At 54.8% G+C, this 21,487-nt stretch carries 18 protein-coding genes and 1 other annotated feature; of the genes, 11 read left to right on the plus strand and 7 right to left on the minus strand.

The features are described 5' to 3' along the window. Positions 1 to 474: 474 nt before the first annotated feature. Both C1N64_RS07825 and C1N64_RS07830 read right to left on the minus strand, forming a co-directional pair. Complete coding sequence (locus tag C1N64_RS07825; protein ID WP_033738689.1) at positions 475 to 3,633, minus strand: multidrug efflux RND transporter permease subunit AcrB; 3,159 nt, start codon at positions 3,631 to 3,633, stop codon at positions 475 to 477. A gap of 16 nt (positions 3,634 to 3,649) precedes the next feature. Next, a complete protein-coding gene (locus C1N64_RS07830; RefSeq protein WP_110268606.1) occupies positions 3,650 to 4,852 on the minus strand; it encodes an efflux RND transporter periplasmic adaptor subunit in 1,203 nt (400 codons plus the stop codon). A gap of 142 nt (positions 4,853 to 4,994) precedes the next feature. Between C1N64_RS07830 and acrR the strand changes: the two genes are divergently transcribed. After that, complete coding sequence (acrR, locus tag C1N64_RS07835) at positions 4,995 to 5,633, plus strand: multidrug efflux transporter transcriptional repressor AcrR (RefSeq protein ID WP_039338471.1); 639 nt, start codon at positions 4,995 to 4,997, stop codon at positions 5,631 to 5,633. Here the strand turns inward: acrR and rsmS are convergent. Together rsmS and priC are read right to left on the minus strand one after the other, a co-directional pair. After that, entirely contained in the window at positions 5,630 to 5,785 is a 156-nt protein-coding gene (rsmS, locus tag C1N64_RS07840) for a pleiotropic regulatory protein RsmS (RefSeq protein ID WP_006117926.1), read from the minus strand. The two genes, acrR and rsmS, sit on opposite strands and share 4 nt — an antisense overlap. Positions 5,786 to 5,861: 76 nt before the next feature. Next, a complete protein-coding gene (gene priC / locus C1N64_RS07845; protein WP_039338470.1) occupies positions 5,862 to 6,392 on the minus strand; it encodes a primosomal replication protein PriC in 531 nt (176 codons plus the stop codon). Positions 6,393 to 6,449: 57 nt separating this feature from the next. Between priC and C1N64_RS07850 the strand changes: the two genes are divergently transcribed. The 8 genes from C1N64_RS07850 to C1N64_RS07885 all read left to right on the plus strand — a co-directional run bounded on the left by C1N64_RS07850 (position 6,450) and on the right by C1N64_RS07885 (position 15,215). Then, positions 6,450 to 6,839 carry a DUF454 family protein gene (locus C1N64_RS07850; protein WP_394515500.1) on the plus strand — a complete coding sequence of 130 codons (390 nt, stop codon included), beginning with the start codon at positions 6,450 to 6,452 and terminating at the stop codon, positions 6,837 to 6,839. Between the two features lie 145 nt (positions 6,840 to 6,984). Then, positions 6,985 to 7,536, plus strand: coding sequence for an adenine phosphoribosyltransferase (gene apt, locus C1N64_RS07855; RefSeq protein WP_006117923.1), 552 nt, complete (start codon positions 6,985 to 6,987; stop codon positions 7,534 to 7,536). 158 nt (positions 7,537 to 7,694) lie between these two features. Then, the gene (dnaX, locus tag C1N64_RS07860; protein ID WP_394515380.1) at positions 7,695 to 9,671 is read left to right on the plus strand and encodes a DNA polymerase III subunit gamma/tau; all 1,977 of its coding nucleotides are present in this window, start codon (positions 7,695 to 7,697) and stop codon (positions 9,669 to 9,671) included. Continuing rightward, positions 9,013 to 9,074, plus strand: a sequence feature (DnaX frameshifting element). Its footprint overlaps the gene before it by 62 nt. A 56-nt stretch (positions 9,672 to 9,727) precedes the next feature. Beyond that, complete coding sequence (locus C1N64_RS07865) at positions 9,728 to 10,057, plus strand: YbaB/EbfC family nucleoid-associated protein (RefSeq protein WP_033738698.1); 330 nt, start codon at positions 9,728 to 9,730, stop codon at positions 10,055 to 10,057. Then, positions 10,057 to 10,662: a recombination mediator RecR gene (recR, locus tag C1N64_RS07870; RefSeq protein WP_006117920.1), complete on the plus strand. Its 606-nt coding sequence runs from the start codon at positions 10,057 to 10,059 to the stop codon at positions 10,660 to 10,662. The genes C1N64_RS07865 and recR overlap by 1 nt, the downstream gene beginning before the upstream one ends. Positions 10,663 to 10,760: 98 nt before the next feature. Next, on the plus strand, positions 10,761 to 12,635 hold the full coding sequence (htpG, locus tag C1N64_RS07875; RefSeq protein ID WP_033738700.1) for a molecular chaperone HtpG: 1,875 nt from the start codon (positions 10,761 to 10,763) through the stop codon (positions 12,633 to 12,635). A gap of 279 nt (positions 12,636 to 12,914) precedes the next feature. Next, positions 12,915 to 13,559, plus strand: a complete 645-nt coding sequence (gene adk / locus C1N64_RS07880; protein WP_033738701.1) for an adenylate kinase — start codon at positions 12,915 to 12,917, stop codon at positions 13,557 to 13,559. 354 nt (positions 13,560 to 13,913) lie between these two features. Continuing rightward, the gene (locus C1N64_RS07885) at positions 13,914 to 15,215 is read left to right on the plus strand and encodes an inosine/guanosine kinase (RefSeq protein ID WP_033738797.1); all 1,302 of its coding nucleotides are present in this window, start codon (positions 13,914 to 13,916) and stop codon (positions 15,213 to 15,215) included. Between the two features lie 67 nt (positions 15,216 to 15,282). Here the strand turns inward: C1N64_RS07885 and ybaL are convergent, their stop codons facing one another. After that, positions 15,283 to 16,977, minus strand: coding sequence for a YbaL family putative K(+) efflux transporter (gene ybaL, locus C1N64_RS07890; RefSeq protein ID WP_033738703.1), 1,695 nt, complete (start codon positions 16,975 to 16,977; stop codon positions 15,283 to 15,285). Between the two features lie 758 nt (positions 16,978 to 17,735). Here ybaL and ushA point away from each other — a divergent pair. Continuing rightward, positions 17,736 to 19,460 carry a bifunctional UDP-sugar hydrolase/5'-nucleotidase UshA gene (ushA, locus tag C1N64_RS07895; protein WP_394515501.1) on the plus strand — a complete coding sequence of 575 codons (1,725 nt, stop codon included), beginning with the start codon at positions 17,736 to 17,738 and terminating at the stop codon, positions 19,458 to 19,460. 36 nt (positions 19,461 to 19,496) lie between these two features. Here the strand turns inward: ushA and C1N64_RS07900 are convergent, their stop codons facing one another. After that, positions 19,497 to 19,928 carry a multidrug/biocide efflux PACE transporter gene (locus C1N64_RS07900; protein ID WP_367143243.1) on the minus strand — a complete coding sequence of 144 codons (432 nt, stop codon included), beginning with the start codon at positions 19,926 to 19,928 and terminating at the stop codon, positions 19,497 to 19,499. 86 nt (positions 19,929 to 20,014) lie between these two features. On the opposite strand from C1N64_RS07900, the gene C1N64_RS07905 reads away from it, so the two are divergent. After that, positions 20,015 to 20,884 carry a LysR family transcriptional regulator gene (locus tag C1N64_RS07905; protein WP_033738707.1) on the plus strand — a complete coding sequence of 290 codons (870 nt, stop codon included), beginning with the start codon at positions 20,015 to 20,017 and terminating at the stop codon, positions 20,882 to 20,884. Here the strand turns inward: C1N64_RS07905 and ybaK are convergent. Continuing rightward, on the minus strand, positions 20,881 to 21,360 hold the full coding sequence (gene ybaK, locus C1N64_RS07910) for a Cys-tRNA(Pro)/Cys-tRNA(Cys) deacylase YbaK (RefSeq protein WP_033738710.1): 480 nt from the start codon (positions 21,358 to 21,360) through the stop codon (positions 20,881 to 20,883). The two genes, C1N64_RS07905 and ybaK, sit on opposite strands and share 4 nt — an antisense overlap. Between the last annotated feature and the right edge of the window lie 127 nt (positions 21,361 to 21,487).

Below are 21,487 nucleotides of genomic sequence, written 5' to 3' on the forward strand. Positions count from 1 at the left end.
AGCGGGGCGGCGATGGCGGGCAAACCGTGCAACGGATAGCACGCTGTCGCTGACTGAGAACAGGCGCAGGGCAGACCGTGCTTCAGGCAGACAGGAAAGAACAGATTTGCGCTGCCACAAAGACAAAGTGGCTTCAGACACGCTTGTCAGCCGCGTGACACGTCAGCGCAGTCTGACGAGAGGGTAAGAAGCCGGGCAGAGACAAGAGAAAGAAGCGGGTGTGAAATCAGCGTGAACCGGTTAAGACCGAAAAGAAACAAAGTGACTCGTCAGGTCATCCGGGAGCGCGCCGGGCGTGACCAACCTGAATGTAAAAGAGGGTGAGGAAGGCAGCGTTCACCCCGAGTGAACAGGAAGTTATCGCGATAATACAAGCCAGCGTCATCATGGCAGCGGTTAATCCCTGCGGCTGTCAAAAAAGAGACGGCGTGAGGCATTAAAAAAGGCCGCTGATGCGGCCTTTTAGTTTACAGATTAATGCGAGTGGTCAGGATGATCGACGGGATGACCCTTTTCGATCTCGGCTTTGTTTTTACCAAAGCGACGACGCACCACCACAAAGAATACCGGTACGAAGAAGATGGCCAGCGCGGTCGCGGTCACCATCCCGCCCATGACGCCCGTACCGACCGCATTCTGTGCACCAGAGCCGGCACCGGTACTGATGGCCAGCGGCAGTACGCCCAGAATAAACGCCAGTGAGGTCATCAGGATAGGACGCAGACGCATACGGCAGGCTTCAAGCGTGGCTTCCACCAGCCCTTTGCCTTCTTTCTCCATCAGGTCCTTCGCAAATTCCACAATCAGGATGGCGTTCTTCGCCGAGAGGCCAATAGTGGTCAGTAACCCCACGACAAAGTAAACGTCATTGCTCAGTCCGCGCAAGGTTGTAAAGATCAATGCACCGACCACGCCCAGCGGAACCACCAGCATGACCGAGAACGGAATGGACCAGCTCTCATACAGGGCCGCGAGGCACAGGAACACGACGATCAGTGAAATGGCATACAAGGCAGGTGCCTGGTTACCCGACAGACGTTCCTGATAGGACATCCCGGTCCAGTCAAAGCCAATGCCCGACGGCAGTTTCGAAGCCAGTTCTTCCATCAGGTTCATGGCATCACCGGAGCTCTTGCCGGGGGCTGCCTGCCCCAGGATTTCCATAGACGGTAAACCGTTGTAACGTTCCAGACGCGGTGAACCATACTGCCAGCGTGCTGATGAGAAGGCAGAGAAGGGCACCATCTCGCCGTTGCTGTTTCGGACATACCACTTATTGATGTCGTCAGGCAGCATACGCGCATCAGCTTTACCCATCACGTAGACTTTCTTCACACGACCGCGGTCAATGAAGTCATTAACGTAAGAGCCGCCCCAGGATGCGCCCAGCGTGGTATTGATATCACTGAGTGAGACACCCAGTGCCTGGGCTTTCTCCTGATCGATATCCAGTTTGAACTGCGGCGTATCTTCCAGACCGTTGGGACGCACACCGACCAGCGTATCCGGATGTTGTGCGATCATGCCAAACAGCTGGTTACGCGCCTGCGTCAGCTTTTCATGTCCCAGGTTACCCTGATCGATAAGTTCAAAGTCAAAGCCGGTCGCGTTACCTAACTCGATAATGGCAGGCAGGTTAAACGCAAAGACCATACCGTCTTTAATTTGCGCCAGCGCTTGCATTGCACGTCCCTGGATCGCAGGCACTTTCATGTCGCTGCTGGTACGCTCATCCCAGGGCTTGAGGCTGACGAAGGCAATACCGGTATTCTGTCCACGGCCCGCAAAGCCAAAGCCCGCAACGGTAAAGACAGATTTCACCGAGTCTTTTTCTTTCGTCAGGAAGTAATCAGAAACCTGATCCAGCACTTTCTGCGTGCGCTCCTGTGTGGCGCCGGCAGGGAGCTGAGCCTGAGCCAGTAACAGGCCCTGATCTTCTTCCGGCAGGAACGATGAAGGCAGACGCAGGAACAGAAACGCCATTCCCAGCACAATCAGCAGATAAAGCAGCAGATAGCGACCCGTACCGCGAACGATGTGACCTACGCTGTCAACATAGTGATGCGTACTCTTGTCAAACAGGCGGTTGAACCAGCCAAAGAAGCCTTTGGTGGCACCGTGATCGCCTTTTTTCACCGGCTTGAGCATAGTGGCGCAGAGTGCGGGGGTCAGAATCAACGCAACCAGTACTGACAGCGCCATGGCCGACACGATGGTGATGGAGAACTGACGATAAATCACGCCGGTCGATCCACCAAAGAAAGCCATGGGAATAAAGACCGCTGACAGCACCAGGGCAATACCGACCAGTGCGCCCTGAATCTGCTCCATCGAGCGCTTGGTCGCTTCTTTCGGTGGCAGTCCTTCCTCCACCATGACGCGCTCGACGTTCTCGACCACCACGATGGCGTCATCCACCAACAGGCCGATGGCCAGCACCATCCCGAACATCGTCAGGGTGTTTATCGAGTAACCAAAGGCGCCGATAATGGCGAAGGTCCCCAGCAACACAACCGGCACGGCAATAGTCGGAATCAGCGTGGCTCGGAAGTTTTGCAGGAACAGATACATCACCAGGAACACCAACAGAATCGCTTCCATCAGTGTTTTCACCACTTCGAAAATAGAAATTTTAACGAACGGTGTGGTGTCGTAAGGATAAACGACCTTCATTCCCGCCGGGAACGTTGGCTGCAGCTTAGCCAACTCGGCTTTAACGGCTTCGGCGGTATTCAGGGCGTTAGCGCCGGTCGCCAGTTTGATACCGATACCGGACGCAGGCTTGCCGTTATAGCGCGCAATGATCTCGTAGTTTTCACCACCCAGTTCGATCTGTGCCACATCGCGCAGACGCACCTGAGAGCCATCGTTATTCACTTTCAGCAGAATGTTGCCGAACTCTTTGGTGGAGGTCAGACGCGTTTGCGCAATAATTGAGGCGTTCAGCTGCTGTCCCGGCACCGGCGGTGTCCCGCCTAACTGACCGGCAGCCACCTGGGCGTTCTGGGTTTTAAGCGCATTGATCACATCAACCGGCGTCAGCTGATAGTTATTTAACTTACTCGGATCCATCCAGATGCGCATCGCGTACTGCGCACCAAAGACCTGGGTATCACCCACGCCAGGCGTACGGCTGATAGGATCTTTGATGTTAGAGGCAACATAGTCAGCAATATCGTTCTGCGTCATGCTGCCATCATCGCTGATGAAACCCGCTACCATCAGGAAGCTACTGGAGGATTTTTTAACCTGAATCCCCTGTTGTTGCACTTCCTGAGGCAGCAGTGGCATTGCCAGCTGCAGTTTGTTCTGCACCTGAACCTGCGCGATATCCGCATCAGTCCCTGACTGGAAGGAGATAGTCAGCGTCAGCGCACCCGAGGAATCACTGCTTGATGACATATACATCAGGCCATCAATGCCGTTCATGTTTTGTTCGATGACCTGCGTCACCGAGTCTTGCAACGTTTTCGCGTCAGCACCAGGGTAATTGGCCTGAATCTCAATGGCCGGTGGCGCAACATTGGGATATTGCTCAATCGGTAATTTAATAATCGATAACGCGCCCGCCAGCATGACGATAATAGCCAGCACCCACGCAAAGATTGGGCGATCGATAAAGAACTTAGCCATGTATCAACGGCTCCTGTTAGGACGATGTTTTAGCAGACTGGGCCTGAGAGGGATCACCTTTTGCGGCTTTTTCATCGTCTGTGACTTCTTTAGGTGTAACTTGTGCACCCGGTTTTGCACGCTGCAGACCTGTAAAGATCACACGCTCGCCCGCTTTCAGACCTTCTGTTACCAGCCATTTATCGCCAATAGCCTGGGCTGCTTTGATCTTACGTGCTTCAACTTTATTGTCCGCGCCGACCACCATGACAGAGGCGTCACCGGTTGGTGTGCGCGTTACCGCCTGCTGAGGAACGAGCAGGGCGTTTGGATTGGTACCTTCATCCAGACGGGCACGTACAAACATTCCTGGCAGCAAGGCTTTATCAGGGTTAGGGAAGATCGCGCGCAGGGTGATCGAGCCGGTGGTTTGATCAACGGTCACATCCGAGAACTCCAGCGTACCCGGCTGAGCATAGTTTTTACCATTCTGCATCAGCAGGGTAACGTTGGCTTTGCCATCGTTCTGTTTCAGCTGACCGGACTCCAGTTCTGAACGCAGACGCAGGAAATCTTCACTCGACTGGGTAACATCGACATACATCGGATCCAACTGCTGCACCGTGGCCAGCGCTGTGGTTTGCCCGCTTTGTACCAGCGCACCTTCTGTAACGGATGACTTACCAATGCGGCCACTGATAGGCGAAGAGACTTTTGTGTACGCCAGGTTAATGCGTGCGGTTTCTACGTTAGCCTTCGCGGCCTGAACGGCCGCATTGTTTTGTGCCGCGGTGGCGACGGCATTATCGTAGTCCTGCTGACTGATATATTTGGTGCCAAGCAGCGGCTTATAACGATTGACCGTCAGTTGCGCTATACGTGCATTGGCCTCTGCTTTCGCTAAATCGGCTTTGGCGCTGTCATAGGACGCCTGATAGGTCGCGGGATCGATCTGATAGAGCGATTCACCGGCTTTAATCTCACTGCCTTCAATAAAGTTACGCTTCAGAATGATACCGGAAACCTGCGGACGCACTTCGGCAATACGGTAAGCCAGGGTACGGCCAGGCAGTTCGGTCGAAATTTTTAGGGGTTCACTTTTAACGGTGACAACACCGACTTCCGGCGGCTGTTGTTGGGCGGCCTGGTCGGATTTATTTCCGTCACATCCTGTTAACACAAAGCTGCCTGAGAGCATCAGGACGGCCGCCAGAGGCGTTAACCCTCTGAATTTGTTCATAAATAAACCTCTAGAGTCCGATATCAAATGATCAATGGATCACAAAGCCATGAACCCATTGCTGCGTATTATTTTAGCTCGTGCTATGGTACATACATTCACAAATGTATGTAAACTTACCTGTTTGTAAAAAAAGTCCCCTATGGCACGAAAAACCAAAGCGCAAGCTCTTGAAACCCGGCATCAAATTCTGGACGCCGCCCTTGCTCTGTTTTCGAAAGAGGGGGTTTCAGCCACCTCCCTGGCGGACATCGCTTCTGCAGCCAGCGTAACCCGTGGCGCTATCTACTGGCATTTCAAAAACAAAGCCGATTTGTTGAACGAAATATGGCTTCGCTGCGATGCCGGGCTTAATGAAGTGAAACTTGAGTATCAAACAAAATACCCCGGTGATCCACTCTCCATTTTACGGGCGATGCTGGTCTATATCTTTCAGGCGACTGCGCGCGATCCGCAGCGCCGTGCGTTGATGGAAATCATCTTTCATAAATGCGAATTTGTCGGGGAAATGGCTGCCGTAAAAAGTATCCAGCAAAGTCTGTTGCTTGAGCGTTACAACGAAATTGAAGACGTACTGCGTCAGTGCATTGATGCCGGGCAACTTCCAGAAACGTTCCAGACCCGACAGGCGGCGTTAATCATGCGCAGCTATGTTAATGGCATGATGGAAAGCTGGCTTTTTACGCCTGGCAAATTTGATCTGGTTGCCGATGCGCCCGAACTGGTGGATGCCCTGATTGATATGTTGCGCTTAAGTCCGACGCTGGCAAAAAAGGCTTAGTCTTTGCGCTGTTCGTCGCGTTTCTTTTCGTAATCGCGCTGAACAATGGCCAGGGCGGACAACACCGTTTCCACCGACAGTTGGTGTTCTTCAAACAGCTGAATCAAATCTACCGCCAGTTTGACCTCTTCGGGGGCCGTTTCCAGGGACATCATTCCTCCTGCGACGTTGTATCATGGGCCTGATAAGCGTGCCATCCTGCGATGGCGGTCTTGCAAAGATAGCGCATTAACTGCTAAACGGGCTGTCTGACAGTGACATTGCCCACTCCACCGAGCGGATCGCCTGCCGGCAGCGTGCCATACGGCCTTCCAGTACCTCCAGGTCTTTTTTCAACTGCTGCTGAACGGCAAAGGTTTCTGCCAGCGCCAGCCGTTGCTCCCGCTGGTCGATCATCGCCTGTAGTCGACGCTCATATTCCCGGTATTCCAGATATTTTTGCTGACGGGCGGAAGGCCGGGCACGTTCTGCGCGGCTACGAAGTTGCTGGGTACTGGCTTCACGCTGCAGGGCGGCGATTTGGTCCACCAGATGACCCGCCAGCCACTGGCTACGTTCCACATCCTCGCCGGCCTGACAAAGGCGCTGATAGTTGTGCTCAATTTCCTGCAGATAATCGGCCAGTCGGGTCCCTTTCGTCGTAAAGAGTTGGTTGTCAAAACGCGGCGAGCGACACTCGCCGTCGGGATGGCTGTGGATGGCCTGGCGCAAGGTGAGAAGGCAGTGATGCAGCCTTTGCCGCGTCGGATGCTTACTCATTGCGCCCAACGCAGGTATGCTAAAGTCATGCAACGGAAAACGCACTGGGTGGCAGGTATGCAACGCATTGTCTTATTAACCCTGGGTTGGCTGGCGATAGTGCTTGGCATACTGGGCATTGTATTACCTTTATTACCTACAACGCCATTCATGCTGCTGGCAGCGTGGTGTTTTGCCCGTTCTTCACCACGTTTTCATCACTGGCTGCTCTGGAAATCGCCCTTTGGTCGCTATATTCGCCACTGGCAACAGCATCGTGGCATGCCGCCAGGGGCAAAAAGCCGCGCCATCGTACTGATTGTGGCGACATTTGCGTTATCCTTGTGGCTGGTGCCAGTGCTGTGGGTACGGATCATGCTGGGCATCATGTTCTGCCTTCTGTTGCTGTTTATGTGGCGGATGCCGGTGGTGGCAGAAACACCAGACGACAGTTTACCTCCGCGATAAAGTTGCAATTAGCCGGCCATTTGCTTAGATTTGGGCCTCTTCGTGTGCGGCTTCCCATTATGAATGTATTTCCGCTGAACCTTTAATCAGGTATTGGCGCTATTGAAGCTGCGCAAAACAGAATTTTTTTACCAGGCTTAAGATTATGACCGACACTGCGCAGCAGCTTGAACTGATTAAAAACAGTATCAAAAGTATTCCTGATTACCCGAAGCCGGGTATTCTTTTCCGTGACGTCACCAGCCTGTTGGAAGACCCGAACGCCTATGCAGCGTCCATCGCCCTGCTGGTTGAGCGCTACCGTAATAAAGGCATCACCAAAGTTGTCGGCACAGAAGCGCGTGGCTTCCTCTTTGGTGCGCCGGTTGCCCTGGGGCTGGGGCTGGGTTTTGTCCCGGTGCGTAAACCGGGCAAACTGCCACGTGAAACCTACAGCGAATCCTACGAGCTGGAATACGGTACCGACCAACTGGAATTGCACAAAGATGCGATCCAACCGGGCGACGTCGTGCTGGTGGTCGACGATCTGCTGGCGACCGGCGGAACGCTGGAAGCCACGATCAAACTGATCCGTCGTGCAGGCGGTGAAGTAAAAGATGCTGCTTTTATTATTAACCTGTTCGATTTGGCAGGGGAAGCCCGCCTCAAGGCGCTGGGCGTTGACAGCTACAGCCTGGTCAATTTCCCCGGCCACTAAGCCTCGCTTCTGGCCTCGCGCACCTGTGGGGCCATTCCGCTTTACCGCTTCAAGATAACGAGTGATAGGTGAAAGCGTAGCTGTTAGACTACTGCAATCATATACAGGGGTTGCAGTGCGTCTGCGCTCACATTTCCATCCAAATTCGTCGAAACCACATGAGCTATCAGGTACTTGCCCGAAAATGGCGTCCACAGGCGTTTGCTGATGTTGTCGGTCAGGAACATGTTCTGACGGCGCTGGCGAATGGATTGTCTCTGGGACGCATCCATCATGCTTATCTCTTTTCCGGCACACGGGGCGTAGGGAAAACCACGATTGCCCGTCTGCTGGCAAAAGGCCTTAACTGCGAAACCGGGATCACCGCCACGCCCTGTGGTCAGTGCGATAACTGCCGTGAGATCGAACAGGGCCGTTTTGTCGATCTCATCGAAATTGATGCCGCCTCGCGCACCAAAGTGGAAGACACGCGCGATCTGCTTGATAACGTGCAGTATGCGCCCGCCCGCGGCCGCTTTAAAGTTTACCTTATTGATGAAGTGCACATGCTGTCGCGTCACAGCTTCAATGCGCTGCTGAAAACGCTTGAAGAACCGCCTTCACACGTTAAATTCCTGCTGGCGACGACCGATCCGCAGAAGCTGCCGGTGACAATCCTGTCCCGTTGTCTGCAGTTTCACCTTAAAGCGCTGGATGTTGACCAGATCCGTCAGCAGCTCGACAACGTATTAGAACAGGAGCAGATCGTCCGGGAACCGCGGGCGCTGCAACTGCTGGCCCGAGCTGCCGATGGCAGTATGCGCGATGCGCTGAGCCTTACCGACCAGGCCATTGCGATGGGCGAGGGCAGCGTGACCAGCGCGACCGTCGGGGCGATGCTCGGGACGCTTGACGATGAGCAACCCCTGGGGCTGCTTGAAGCCGTAGTCGACGGCAACGGAGAACAGGTGATGGCGTTGCTGGCGCAGGCAGCTTCACGCGGGGTTGACTGGGAGGCATTGCTCGTTGAGATGCTGCGCCTGCTGCACCGCATTGCCATGGTACAGTTACTGCCTGCCTCTCTTAACGACGATGAAGAAAGCAATGCGTTGCGCCTGCGGGAACTGGCGCGCGTCGTGCCGCCTGCCGATCTGCAGCTTTATTATCAAACCCTGCTGATGGGGCGCAAAGATTTACCCCTTGCGCCCGATCGTCGTATGGGCATTGAGATGGCCTTATTGCGCGCGCTGGCGTTTCATCCCAAAGCGGCCGTCGCGGAGCCGATCGCGCGGCCCACGCTGACCGCGCAGTCAGCGCCGGTGCCGGTACAGAACGTACCGCCGTCGCCAACCGAATCGGTGCCCGCTGCCCGGCCACAAATGGCGGCACCCGAACCCGCTTCGGCACCAACCGCGCAGTCTGTCTCGCCTGCGGCACCCGAACCGTCACTGTCCAGTTCCACCAGCCAGCTCCTGCAGGCGCGCACCCAACTGCTGCGCCAGGGAGCAAACAAAGCAAAAAAGAGTGAGCCGGCAGCGCCAGGTGCGCGGCCGGCCAGTTCTGCCCTTGAGCGACTGGCCTCGGTGACCGAGCGCAGTCAGCAGCGTGTGCGTGAGCGCGCCCCTGAAGCGCCGGTAAAAAAAGAGGCGTACCGCTGGAAAGCGCTGACGCCCGTAACCGAAGCGGCCGCGCCCGTCGCCACGCCAAAAGCATTGCGTTCTGCGCTGGAGCATGAGAAAAATCCTGAGCTGGCCGCACGGCTGGCTGAAGAAGCCCAGCAGCGTGATGCCTGGGCGGCTGAAGTGGCCGGTTTGCCGCTGCCTAAACTGGTTCAACAATTGGCGTTGAATGCCTGGAAAGAGACCACCGATCAGGGTATTTGCCTGCATTTACGTTCCAGCCAGCGCCACCTGAATTCGGCCTCCGCGCAGCAGGCCCTGACCGCCGCATTGAGTCAGGTTGCCGGACATCAGGTTGAACTGTCGGTTATTGAAGACGATAATCCTACGGTATTGACGCCACTGGAGTGGCGTCAGGCCATTTATGAAGAGAAGCTGGCGCAGGCGCGTCAGTCCATCTTGAGTGACAGCCACATTCAAACCCTTCGTCGCTTTTTCGATGCCGATTTGGATGAGGAAAGCATTCGACCCGTTTGAACACGCTGCAACGTTATGAATAAACCGCGTTGTAGCCTCAGCAGAGAGAGAAAACTATGTTTGGTAAAGGCGGATTGGGCAACCTGATGAAACAGGCCCAGCAGATGCAAGACAAAATGGCCCAGGTTCAGGAAGAAATTGCCGCCCTGGAAGTCACGGGTGAATCAGGCGCAGGCATGGTCAAAGTGACCATCAATGGTGCCCACAACTGCCGCCGTGTGGAAGTCGATCCCAGCCTGCTGGAAGATGACAAAGACATGCTGGAAGATTTGATCGCTGCCGCCTTCAACGACGCGGCGCGTCGCATTGATGAAGCGCAGAAAGAGAAAATGGCGTCTGTCTCTTCAGGCATGCAGTTGCCACCAGGCTTCAAGATGCCGTTCTGATGCAAACCAGCCCACTGCTAGAGTCCTTAATGGAGTCATTGCGCTGTTTGCCGGGCGTTGGGCCGAAGTCGGCGCAACGGATGGCGTTCCAACTGCTACAGCGCGATCGTAGTGGGGGAATGCGGCTGGCACAGGCGCTGACCCGGGCAATGTCGGAAATCGGTCACTGTGCCGATTGCCGCACCTTCACCGAGCAGGAAATCTGCACTATCTGCGCCAATCCCCGGCGTCAGCAAAACGGTCAGATCTGCGTGGTGGAAAGTCCGGCAGATATCCATGCTATTGAGCAAACCGGGCAATTTGCCGGCCGTTATTTCGTTCTGATGGGCCATCTTTCGCCCCTGGATGGCATTGGCCCGGCAGATATCGGTCTCGATCGGCTGGAACAGCGTCTGGAGAAGGAAGCGATTCAGGAAGTGATCCTGGCGACCAACCCCACCGTGGAAGGCGAAGCGACCGCGAACTACATTGCAGAATTATGTGGCCAGTATGGCGTTGAAGCCAGCCGCATTGCGCATGGCGTTCCGATGGGCGGCGAACTGGAAATGGTGGATGGCACCACGCTATCCCACTCACTGGCAGGCCGCCAGAAGATTAAATTTTAAACGCTTGCCGGCGTTGTGAAAAACGCCGGCTTGAAAATCCTGCATGTACCCCCACATCCTCCTCAACGTTCGTTAAATCTGATTCTGTTGAGGTAGCAATGACCATGAAAGGACAAGAGACTCGTGGCTTTCAGTCAGAGGTAAAACAACTTCTGCACCTGATGATCCATTCTCTCTATTCAAACAAAGAGATTTTCCTGCGTGAACTGATTTCCAACGCCTCGGATGCGGCGGATAAACTGCGCTTCCGCGCGCTGTCTGATGCCAGCCTGTACGAAGGCGATGGTGACCTGCGCGTGCGTCTCTCTGTCGATAAGGATAACCGCACCATCACGCTGAGCGATAACGGTATCGGCATGCGCCGTGATGAAGTGATTGAAAACCTTGGCACTATTGCGAAATCCGGCACCAAAGCCTTTCTGGAATCCCTGGGCTCCGATCAGGCCAAAGACAGTCAGCTGATCGGTCAGTTCGGTGTGGGTTTCTACTCGGCCTTTATCGTTGCCGACAAAGTCTCGGTGCGCACGCGCGCGGCGGGTGCCGCCGAAGACGAAGGCGTGTTCTGGGAATCGGCAGGTGAAGGTGAGTATACCATCGCTGACATCAGCAAAGCCGATCGCGGTACGGAAATCACCTTGCACCTGCGTGAAGGCGAAGATGAATTCCTCGACAGCTGGCGCGTCCGCAACATCATTGGTAAATACTCCGATCACATTGCGTTGCCGGTTGAAATCGAAACCAAAGATGAAGAAAGCGGCACCACGACCTGGGAGAAAATCAACAAAGCTCAGGCGCTGTGGACCCGCAGCAAGTCAGAGATCAGCGACGAAGAGTACAAAGAGTTCTACAAACATATTGCCCATGATTTCAGCGATCCGGCGACATGGAGCCACAACCGCGTAGAAGGGAAACAGGAGTACACCAGCCTGCTATATATCCCGGCTCGCGCACCGTTCGACATGTGGAACCGCGACCATAAACATGGTCTGAAACTCTACGTGCAGCGCGTGTTCATCATGGATGACGCCGAGCAGTTTATGCCGAACTACCTGCGCTTTGTGCGCGGCCTGATTGACTCTAACGATCTGCCGCTCAACGTATCGCGTGAGATCCTGCAGGACAGCCGTGTTACCCAGAATCTGCGCGGCGCGTTGACCAAACGTGTTCTGCAGATGCTGGAGAAGCTGGCGAAAGAGGACAGCGAAAAGTACCAGACCTTCTGGAAAGAGTTTGGTCTGGTCCTGAAAGAGGGCCCCGCTGAAGATCACGCCAACAAAGAGACGATTGCCAAACTGCTGCGTTTTGCCACCACACAAAGCGAGAGCGCGGCGCAAACCGTGTCGCTGGAAGATTACGTCAGCCGTATGGTCGAGGGTCAGGAGAAGATCTACTACATTACCGCCGACAGCTATGCTGCAGCGAAAAGCAGTCCGCATCTGGAGCTGTTCCGTAAAAAAGGCATTGAGGTCCTGCTGCTGTCCGATCGTATCGATGAATGGATGATGAGCTATCTGACCGAGTTCGACGGTAAGGCCTTCCAGTCCGTCAGCAAAGCGGATGAAGCGCTGGATAAGCTGGCTGACGAAGAAACGGAAGCGCAGAAAGAAGCGGAAAAAGCGCTGGAACCTTTTGTTGAGCGCGTGAAAACGCTGCTGGGCGAACGTGTGAAAGAAGTCCGTCTGACGCACCGTCTGACCGATACGCCTGCGATTGTGACCACCGATGCAAACGAGATGACCACGCAAATGGCCAAACTGTTCGCGGCGGCAGGACAGGACGTACCGGAAGTGAAATATATCTTCGAGATCAACCCCGATCACCAACTGGTGAAGCGCGTGGCAGATACCCAGGATGAAGCCCGCTTCGGTGAGTGGATTGAGCTGTTACTGGATCAGGCCCTGCTGGCAGAGCGCGGCACGCTGGACGATCCTAACCAGTTTATCCGTCGGATGAACCAACTGCTGACGGCGTAAGACGACGAAACCGGTGAGATCCTCACCGGTTTTTTTTGGCTGCAGCCTTCCTGCCTGCTTTCCGGCACCCATATTTGTTGCGCAACCGCCTTAAAAGCCGCATTGCACCCGCCACCAGTCCGAAAATGCCTTTTCACTGACATCGCGCACTGCGATCGCTGGCTAAAGTCAGTACACTGATCTGCGTTGATCCGCCCCTTCCTTGTGGTGCGCGGATCATAATGGTATGTTCTTCCGCTTCTCAGATTCATCAATGCGATTCGCAAGGGGATTTACGCAATGCGTATTATTCTGCTCGGAGCTCCGGGCGCAGGTAAGGGGACTCAAGCCCAATTCATCATGGAGAAATACGGCATTCCGCAGATCTCCACTGGCGACATGTTGCGTGCAGCGGTTAAAGCGGGCACCGAACTGGGCAACCAGGCGAAAGCCATTATGGATGCCGGCAAGCTGGTTACTGATGAGCTGGTGATTGCGCTGGTTAAAGAGCGCATCGCCCAGGAAGATTGCAAAAACGGTTTCCTGCTTGATGGTTTCCCACGCACCATTCCTCAGGCTGACGCAATGAAAGAAGCCGGTATCAAAGTGGACTATGTGCTGGAGTTCGCTGTGCCGGATGAACTGATCGTTGAACGCATCGTCGGTCGCCGTGTTCATGCGCCATCAGGCCGTGTTTACCATGTCAAATTCAATCCACCGAAGGTGGAAGGCAAGGATGACGTGACCGGTGAAGAGCTGACCACGCGTAAAGACGATCAGGAAGAAACGGTGCGCAAACGTCTGGTGGAATACCACCAGCTAACCGCACCGCTGATTGCTTACTACAGCAAAGAAGCCGAAGCGGGTAACACTGAGTACCACAAAATCGACGGCACACGTAACGTGTCCGACGTGAGTGCAGAGCTGGCTAAAATTCTGGGCTAAGCAGAGAGGGGCCGGCACGACTGGCCCCTTTTGCTGTAGTGAATCTACCCATACTTTCCTGCGTTTTCCTTCTTCGTTGTCCTCTGAACGCCAGCCGCGCTTGTCGCAGACCATTTTCTGGCCCTTGCTGCCTGACAGGTACGGAACCGCATTGCTGTCGTGCTGCATCCTCCTACAGGCTGTCATGAACCTGCAGGCGCCACGTCCCGGCGTTCATCAGATGGCCTGCCAGGAATATACGCTGATACGTCAGATGCGGGCGGGATGGGCGAGCTACGGATTCGCGCGCAGCGTTAAAGTCGTCGCAGAGAATATGATATGCTTCTCTGCCTGTTTTTCCTCACGGCAGTCACCATGAAATTTCCCGGCAAACGTAAATCCAAACACTATTTTCCCGTCAGCGCGCGCGATCCCCTTCTCCAGTCCTCGTCATTCGATAATGAAGACGGCAGTTGGGTAGTAGGCATCGATCAGACGTTGGTCGATATCGAAGCGAAAGTCGATGACGCCTTTCTGGTCCGCTATGGTCTGAGTGCCGGCCATTCGCTGGTCATTGACGATGCCGTGGCAGAAGCGCTGTACGCTGAACTGATGCGTGACGAACTGATTACTCACCAGTTTGCAGGCGGCACGATTGGCAACACGCTGCACAATTTCTCCGTGCTGGCGGACGACCGTTCCGTATTGCTGGGCGTGATGTGCAATAACATTCAGATTGGCGGTTATGCGTATCGTTACCTTTGTAATACTTCGAGCCGCATGGATCTTAACTATCTTCAGGGTGTGGACGGAGCGATTGGCCGCTGTTTCACCCTGATCGGCGATCAGGGCGATCGGACCTTTGCGATTAGCCCTGGCCAGATGAACCAGCTCAAAGCGGAAAGTGTGCCTGAGGACGTAATTGCGGGCGCTTCCGCGCTGGTTCTGACCTCGTATCTGGTGCGTTGCAAAGACGGTGAACCGATGCCACAGGCGACGCTGCAGGCTATCGAGTATGCAAAGCGCCACAACGTGCCGGTGGTGCTGACGTTAGGCACGAAACACGTGATAGGTGACAATCCTCAGTTCTGGCGTGATTTCCTGCGTGACCACGTGTCGATTGTGGCGATGAACGAAGAAGAGGCGCTGGCGCTGACGGGCGAGGCCGACCCGCTACTGGCCTCGGACAGGGCGCTGGAGTGGGTGGATCTGGTGCTGTGCACGGCAGGGCCGACCGGTTTATATATGGCGGGCTATACTGAAGACGAATTTAAGCGTAAAACCAACCATCCTTTGTTACCGGGCGCGATTGCTGAATTCAACCAGTACGAATTCAGTCGCGCAATGCGTAAACAGGATTGTCAGCAGCCGTTACGCATTTTCTCGCACATCGCGCCCTACATGGGCGGCCCGGAGAAGATCATGAATACCAATGGAGCAGGGGACGGCGCGCTGGCAGCGTTGCTGCATGACATTACGGCGAATAACTACCATCGCCGCAACGTACCTAACTCCAGTAAACATGCGCGTGCTTATCTGACCTATTCGTCGCTGGCGCAGGTCTGCAAATATGCTAACCGGGTCAGCTATCAGGTCCTGAATCAGCATTCGCCCCGACTGACGCGCGGTTTGCCTGAGCGTGAAGACAGCCTGGAAGAGTCCTACTGGGATCGTTAAGGCCGACAAGTCAGACGCCCCGCTGAATCTCTGAGAGTTCAGCGGGGCGACAGCCGTTTGGGATGGATTAGTGCTGGCCTTCGCTGACGGTTTTTTCTTCCTGCAGCGTTAGCTTTTCCTGTAACTTCTGAATAATACTGGCGGCAATTTCCCGCTCACCCATAACGACGTGGTTTGCACCGCGCTCCAGAATATACTCCACTTCATCGTCATAATGGGCATGCACGATAATATCGATATCAGCCTGCTTCTGTCGTGCTGCCGTCACAATTTCGCCTACCTCGTAGCCGTTAGGGATAGTGACTAACAGCCAGCTGGCACAGTCCACCCGGGCCAGCGCCAGGGTATTGGCGCGGGCGGCATTCGCCAGCACCGCTCTGATCCCCTGATCCCGTAAGGCTTTTACGCGCGGGATGGAGCTTTCTACCACCACCACCGGAATATTCAGTTTGATCAGTTGCTCACACAGCAGGTTGCCGACGCGACCATAGCCAACGATGACGGCATGGTTGCAGACATCCACAGGAATCTCTTGTTCTTCTTCCAGCGCTTCTTCCAGCGTCTGCTGCTCCATCGTTTCATTTTTGGCGAGGTAACGCCCCAGCAGCGTAAACAGAACCGGATTGAGCATGATAGAAAGGATAGCGGCCGCCAGGACCAGATTTCGGCCTTCTTCATCAAGCAGGCCAAGTGAAATGCCCAGACCGGCAAGAATAAAGGCAAACTCGCCGATTTGCGCCAGACTCACCGAGATGGTCATCGCTGTCCGACGCGAATGACCCAGCAGCGAAACCAGCAGCCAGGCGGCGGCGGATTTGCCGATGACGACAATCACCAACGCACCCAGCACGGCCAGCGGCTCTTTCACCAGGATCATGGGATCAAATAACATGCCGACAGAGACAAAGAACAGCACTGCGAAAGCATCCCGTAACGGCAACGTGTCACGGGCAGCGCGCTGACTTAACTCCGATTCATTCAGCACCATCCCGGCAAAGAACGCACCCAGCGCAAAAGACACGTCGAAAAACTCGACGGCGCCAAATGCGATGCCCAGCGCCAGCGCCAGTACGGACAGCGTAAACAGCTCGCGTGAACCCGTGGCCGCACTTTTCGCCAGAATCCAGGGGACCGCACGGCGGCCTACCACCATCATCAGCACCATAAAGGCGGCAACTTTGCCGATGGTCCAGAGCAGATCCCAGATCACCAGGCTGGCGCTGGCGTTGCCCTGTTCCATCATGCCCGCAATGGCGGGCAGCAAGACCAGCGTAAGCACCATCACCAGGTCTTCGACAATTAACCAGCCGATAGCAATTTGACCGCGCTGGCTTTCAATCAGCTGCCGTTCTTCTAACGCACGCAGCAACACCACGGTACTGGCGGTAGAAAGACACAAGCCGAACACCAGGCCGGTCATCCACGACCAACCCATCGCCCACGACATCAGCATTCCCAGCAAGGTGGCTACCGCGATCTGTGCAATCGCGCCGGGAATGGCTATCCGCTTTACCGACATCAGGTCCTTCAGTGAAAAGTGCAGACCGACGCCAAACATCAGCAGAATCACGCCCAGTTCGGCCAGTTCCGGTGCCAGATTCGTGTCTGCCACAAAGCCGGGTGTAAAAGGGCCAGCCATAACGCCAGCAACAAGGTAACCCACCAGCGGAGAAATTCGTAACCGGTTAGCCAGCATACCAAGGAGGAAAGCCAGAACCAGTGCCCCGACAATAGTGGTGATCAGCGGTGTGGTGTGATGCATGCCTGTCTCCTTGGATGTAAATGTATCCGGTTGTAACAAATGAGTTTAATGCATATCAGGCGGCATCGCTGAATAATTTGTGGGATTATCAAAAGAAATTAGGGAAATACGTGAAAAGCGCAAGATGAAGGCTGTTTTTCTCACTTATCGCGGTTATGGGTCGATACAACGGTCTGTTGCGTACGGTCAGGAAGGAGTTTATTCATTCTAAATGACACAAGCGTGACGATAATGAGGTGAAAATGTGTTGGTAACAGCCTACAACCGCACTCAGGCAGCGATTTGCCTGCTCCCTTTGCTTCGTTGGCCTCTGTGTGTCGGGGCGGCCGGATAGGCGGCTGACCTGATGGCATGAAAGCGCATGATAAAACAGCAAACAAAACAGTCTGTTATTTAGCATTGGCTCAGCCAGCCTTGTCTGCGCGCGCGAAGGTCATCTTGACGAAATGCACTGTTAAAAACAGAGTAATACATAAATTTAACACAGGGCGAATCACACCAGCGAAAGTATCTAAAAATTAACAAGCTGATCGTTCCTTCTGCTTAACATTGCGCCTTCATGCATAACAGTGATGACAAAATCAGACCCTGTCCTGCGCTGAACAACCTGCGATAATAACCGGACGACGCGCGATAAACTTGAGTTAACACAGGGAATGTGCGACACAGAAGGGCGCTGACGATCGGCAAGAATCATTATTCAAAGGAGAGAGGCTGTGGTGTTATCTCGATGGGCGGGTGCGGGTCTGACCGGAGCGATGTTGCTCTCATCACTGTTTACTCAGGCCGCCGAGCCTGACCGGAGTTACCGTTTCAGCATTTTGCACACCAACGATCTGCACGGCCATTTCTGGTTTGATGAGCAGGGCGAGTACGGTCTGGCGGCACAAAAAACATTAATAGATACCGCACGCTACGATATTCAGGCCAAAGGCGGCGGTGCACTGATTTTGTCGGCCGGAGATGTCAACACTGGCGTGCCGGAATCGGATGCCCTGGATGCCGAACCTGATATTCGTGGCATGAACCTGATTGGTTACGATGCCATGACGCTGGGCAACCATGAATTCGATAAACCCCTCGCCGTGCTGCGGAAACAGGAAAAATGGGCCAAATTTCCTTTTCTGGCCGCGAATGTTTATCAAAAAAGCACAGGTAAACGTCTGTTTAAGCCTTGGGCGATGTTCCGGCGCATGGGGCTGAAGATTGCGGTTATCGGGTTAATCACGCCGGATACCACCCGCCTGGCCAACCCTGAACAGTTAACGGATATCGAATTCCGTGACCCGGTAGCCGAAGCCGTAAAGGTTGTGTCTGAACTACGCGCCAAAGAAAAACCGGATGTGATCGTGGCGCTGACCCATCTTGGTCATTATGACGACGGCAAACACGGCAGTAACGGGATTGATGATGTGACGCTGGCGCGCAGGTTGCCTGCGGGCACCCTCAATATGATCGTAGGGGGGCATTCGCATGACGCGGTCTGTATGGAAAAAGAGAATGTGAGCCGCAAAGATTACCAGCCGGGTCAGCCCTGTCAGCCTGACCGGCAAAATGGCGTCTGGATTATGCAGGCGGAAAAGTGGGGAAAATATGTCGGACGTGGCGATTTTACCTACCGCAATGGCGAGGTTACCCTGGCGTCGTATCAGCTCATCCCGGTTAACCTCAAACATAAAATCAAAAATCTTGATGGCAGCGAATCCTGGCTGACCTGGCAGGAAGAGATCCCCAAAAACACGGCTATGATGAAATTACTGACGCCGTTTCAAAAACGCGCTGAAGCGACGTTGCAGGTGAATGTCGGGCGCGTCAACGGGGTGTTTTCCGGCGAAAAAGAAACCGTGCGCGTTCAGCAAAGCAGCCTCGGGCAGCTTATCCTGCGGGCGCAGATGGCCGCGACCCAGGCCGACTTCGCCGTGATGAGCGGCGGCGGAATTCGGGCCTCGCTCAAACCAGGGCCCGTGGCGTGGCGCGATTTGCTCCAGGTCCAACCCTTTGCCAATCAGGTCGTTTCCGTCACGCTGAGTGGGGCGGAAATTAAACGCTATCTGGCGGTGGTGGCGAATATCGAACCGGGTTCAGGCGGTTATGCCCAGTTTGCAAATGTCAGTCTGACCGCGAATGGCAGCGGCGTGAGTAAAGTCACGATCAACGGACAGCCGCTGGATGACACCAAAACTTATCGGATGGCGACTAACAGCTTCAATGCGGCAGGCGGCGATGGCTATCCCCGTATTGATTCACTTCCGGGTTATGTCAACAGTGGCAACGTTGACGCCGTGGTGCTGCGTGACTGGGTCAGTAAACATTCGCCGCTGAATGCCAGCGACTACGTGCCTCGCGATAAGGTGATTTACCAGACGGCAACGGCCCAGGATACGTTGAAAGACGCGAAAGAAACGGTGCCCGCGCGTCGTTATCCCAAAATGATTTTGGCACGGATACAACACTGGAACGGGGAACGTGCAGCACCGCGTTAAATCACCGGGGAGGCGCTTCGTCTCCCCGGTGCCTTGTCAGGCGCGGCAGGCCTTACGGTTGAACCAGTGCGACCGCAGTTTATCCCACACCAGGTTATAGACGAAGGTGTAGGGCAGAAAGAACAGAAAAAACGCCACTTCGATCATAAAGGCCTGCCATAACGAAATCTCCAGCATCCAGGCGGCCAGCGGAAGCCCTATCAGGATAAAGCCGCCCTCAAATCCCAGAGCATGCAGCACACGAACCCATACACTGCGTTTCTGACGAGGCGGATACCAGCGATCAAACACGCTGTTGTACATCATATTCCAGAGCATCGCGACCGTGGACAACATGATGGCCAGTGCGCCCATCTGAAACAGCGGTTTATCCATCATCCAGGCTGCCAGCGGGGCAATGGTGAGGATGGCCAGGCCTTCAAACAGGCTGGCATGTAAGATGCGCTCGGTGAGTGAACGAGTTTGCATGTCAGTCTCCTTAGTTCAGGTGCCTATTTTCCCATGGCATCATGCTAAGATAAAATGATCATCTATCGATAAAAGCGATGGTTCACATGCGTTACTCTCCTGAATCCCTGGAAGCCTTTGTGCAAACGGTAGCCAGTGGCTCGTTTTCTGCCGCCGCGCGCGCCTTAAACAAAAGCCAGTCCACCATCAGCGTGGCTGTGGTTAACCTGGAAGACGATCTGGGTTTTGCCTTATTTGACCGGCGCGGTCGCCAGCCGCAACTGACCGAACAAGGGCGACGCGTCTTACCGCAGGTTCAGCAGATTCTTGCCGCCAGTGAGCGACTGGATGCGCTGGCAACGCGCCTGTCCGAGGGAATCGAACCGCGGCTCAGCGTGGCGGTATCTGACTTCTGGCAAACGCACTACCATCAGCGCCTGCTCAGGCAATTTGACAGGCGCTATCCGGAGGTGGAGCTGGAAGGCATTGCCGCAGAAGATGACGATGTCGTCGAACTGTTGCAAACCGGGCGCGCGCAGATCGGCGTGATTCGTGCCCAGCCGACGCTCCCGGCTGACATCGCGGTCGCCCGCCTGCAGGTCGATGCTGAGTTAGGGATTTACCTGCACCGGGATCATCCTCTGGCGCAGGAAGCGACGGTGAATGAAAGCCAGCTTGAACCCCTTCGTCACCTTCGTCTCAATACCTGGACCGAACGCCGCGCCCCCACTTTTCAGGGCAGGGCCTGGTCTGCTCAGACATATTATGTGCTGCTTGAGATGGCGGAACAGGGCTTTGGCTGGAGCATTTTGCCGCGCTGGCTGGTGAAACAGTTTGGACATGGTGTCTTAAAGGAATTGCCTGTCGCCGGGTGGCCGCAGCGCATCGCCGTAGAAGTGGTCTGGTCGCGCCGCCATCCGCCCGGCCCGGCCGGGCGCTGGATGATTGATGAACTCTGCGCTCTGCAACCGGCTTAATCGCGTCGGGCAATGTCTGCCAGCGGGGCATTCAGAAGACGGGACAAATCCTGCGGGCTGAGTTCAATATCCAGTCCGCGTTTACCGCCAGAAATGAACAGCGTGGCAAAGTCGTTGGCTGAGTGGTCAATCACCGTCGGCAGACGCTTTTTTTGCCCCAGCGGACTGATGCCGCCGATCAGATAACCCGTAATCCGCTGCGCCAGTAGGGGATCGGCCATCTCCGCTTTTTTTGCCCCGAGAGCCTTAGCCACTTTTTTGAGATCAAGCTGCGTTGCCACGGGCGTCACCGCCACGGCCAGCTGCTTTGCATCGCCGTTCAGCGCCACAAGCAACGTTTTATAGACCTGGCGGGCGTCCAGGTTAAGCTTACGCACCGCCTCATCGCCAAAATGCGTTTCGCTTGCGTCATGCTCATAAGGGTGCAGTGTGAAGCTGACTTTTTGTTTTTCCAACAGTTTTACCGCAGGCGTCATAATGGCCTCTGATTCAGAAAAATCTTATTACGTTTTATTGAAAGATAAATGTGGCGAAATAATGTGCTTTAGGCGAGAATTGCCACGCGCCAGCAACTGGGTTGTTGAGCGATAACTAAAATCATTA

The sequence above is a fragment of the Pantoea sp. SGAir0215 genome (assembly GCF_043543215.1).

Excerpts from the sequence above, each read along its gene's own strand:
- C1N64_RS07825 (WP_033738689.1), bottom strand. The coding sequence starts at position 3,633 with ATGGCTAAGTTCTTTATCGATCGCCCAATCTTTGCGTGGGTGCTGGCT.
- C1N64_RS07830 (WP_110268606.1), bottom strand. The coding sequence starts at position 4,852 with ATGAACAAATTCAGAGGGTTAACGCCTCTGGCGGCCGTCCTGATGCTC.
- acrR (WP_039338471.1), top strand. The coding sequence starts at position 4,995 with ATGGCACGAAAAACCAAAGCGCAAGCTCTTGAAACCCGGCATCAAATT.
- rsmS (WP_006117926.1), bottom strand. The coding sequence starts at position 5,785 with ATGTCCCTGGAAACGGCCCCCGAAGAGGTCAAACTGGCGGTAGATTTG.
- priC (WP_039338470.1), bottom strand. The coding sequence starts at position 6,392 with ATGAGTAAGCATCCGACGCGGCAAAGGCTGCATCACTGCCTTCTCACC.
- C1N64_RS07850 (WP_394515500.1), top strand. The coding sequence starts at position 6,450 with ATGCAACGCATTGTCTTATTAACCCTGGGTTGGCTGGCGATAGTGCTT.
- apt (WP_006117923.1), top strand. The coding sequence starts at position 6,985 with ATGACCGACACTGCGCAGCAGCTTGAACTGATTAAAAACAGTATCAAA.
- dnaX (WP_394515380.1), top strand. The coding sequence starts at position 7,695 with ATGAGCTATCAGGTACTTGCCCGAAAATGGCGTCCACAGGCGTTTGCT.
- C1N64_RS07865 (WP_033738698.1), top strand. The coding sequence starts at position 9,728 with ATGTTTGGTAAAGGCGGATTGGGCAACCTGATGAAACAGGCCCAGCAG.
- recR (WP_006117920.1), top strand. The coding sequence starts at position 10,057 with ATGCAAACCAGCCCACTGCTAGAGTCCTTAATGGAGTCATTGCGCTGT.
- htpG (WP_033738700.1), top strand. The coding sequence starts at position 10,761 with ATGACCATGAAAGGACAAGAGACTCGTGGCTTTCAGTCAGAGGTAAAA.
- adk (WP_033738701.1), top strand. The coding sequence starts at position 12,915 with ATGCGTATTATTCTGCTCGGAGCTCCGGGCGCAGGTAAGGGGACTCAA.
- C1N64_RS07885 (WP_033738797.1), top strand. The coding sequence starts at position 13,914 with ATGAAATTTCCCGGCAAACGTAAATCCAAACACTATTTTCCCGTCAGC.
- ybaL (WP_033738703.1), bottom strand. The coding sequence starts at position 16,977 with ATGCATCACACCACACCGCTGATCACCACTATTGTCGGGGCACTGGTT.
- ushA (WP_394515501.1), top strand. The coding sequence starts at position 17,736 with ATGTTGCTCTCATCACTGTTTACTCAGGCCGCCGAGCCTGACCGGAGT.
- C1N64_RS07900 (WP_367143243.1), bottom strand. The coding sequence starts at position 19,928 with ATGCAAACTCGTTCACTCACCGAGCGCATCTTACATGCCAGCCTGTTT.
- C1N64_RS07905 (WP_033738707.1), top strand. The coding sequence starts at position 20,015 with ATGCGTTACTCTCCTGAATCCCTGGAAGCCTTTGTGCAAACGGTAGCC.
- ybaK (WP_033738710.1), bottom strand. The coding sequence starts at position 21,360 with ATGACGCCTGCGGTAAAACTGTTGGAAAAACAAAAAGTCAGCTTCACA.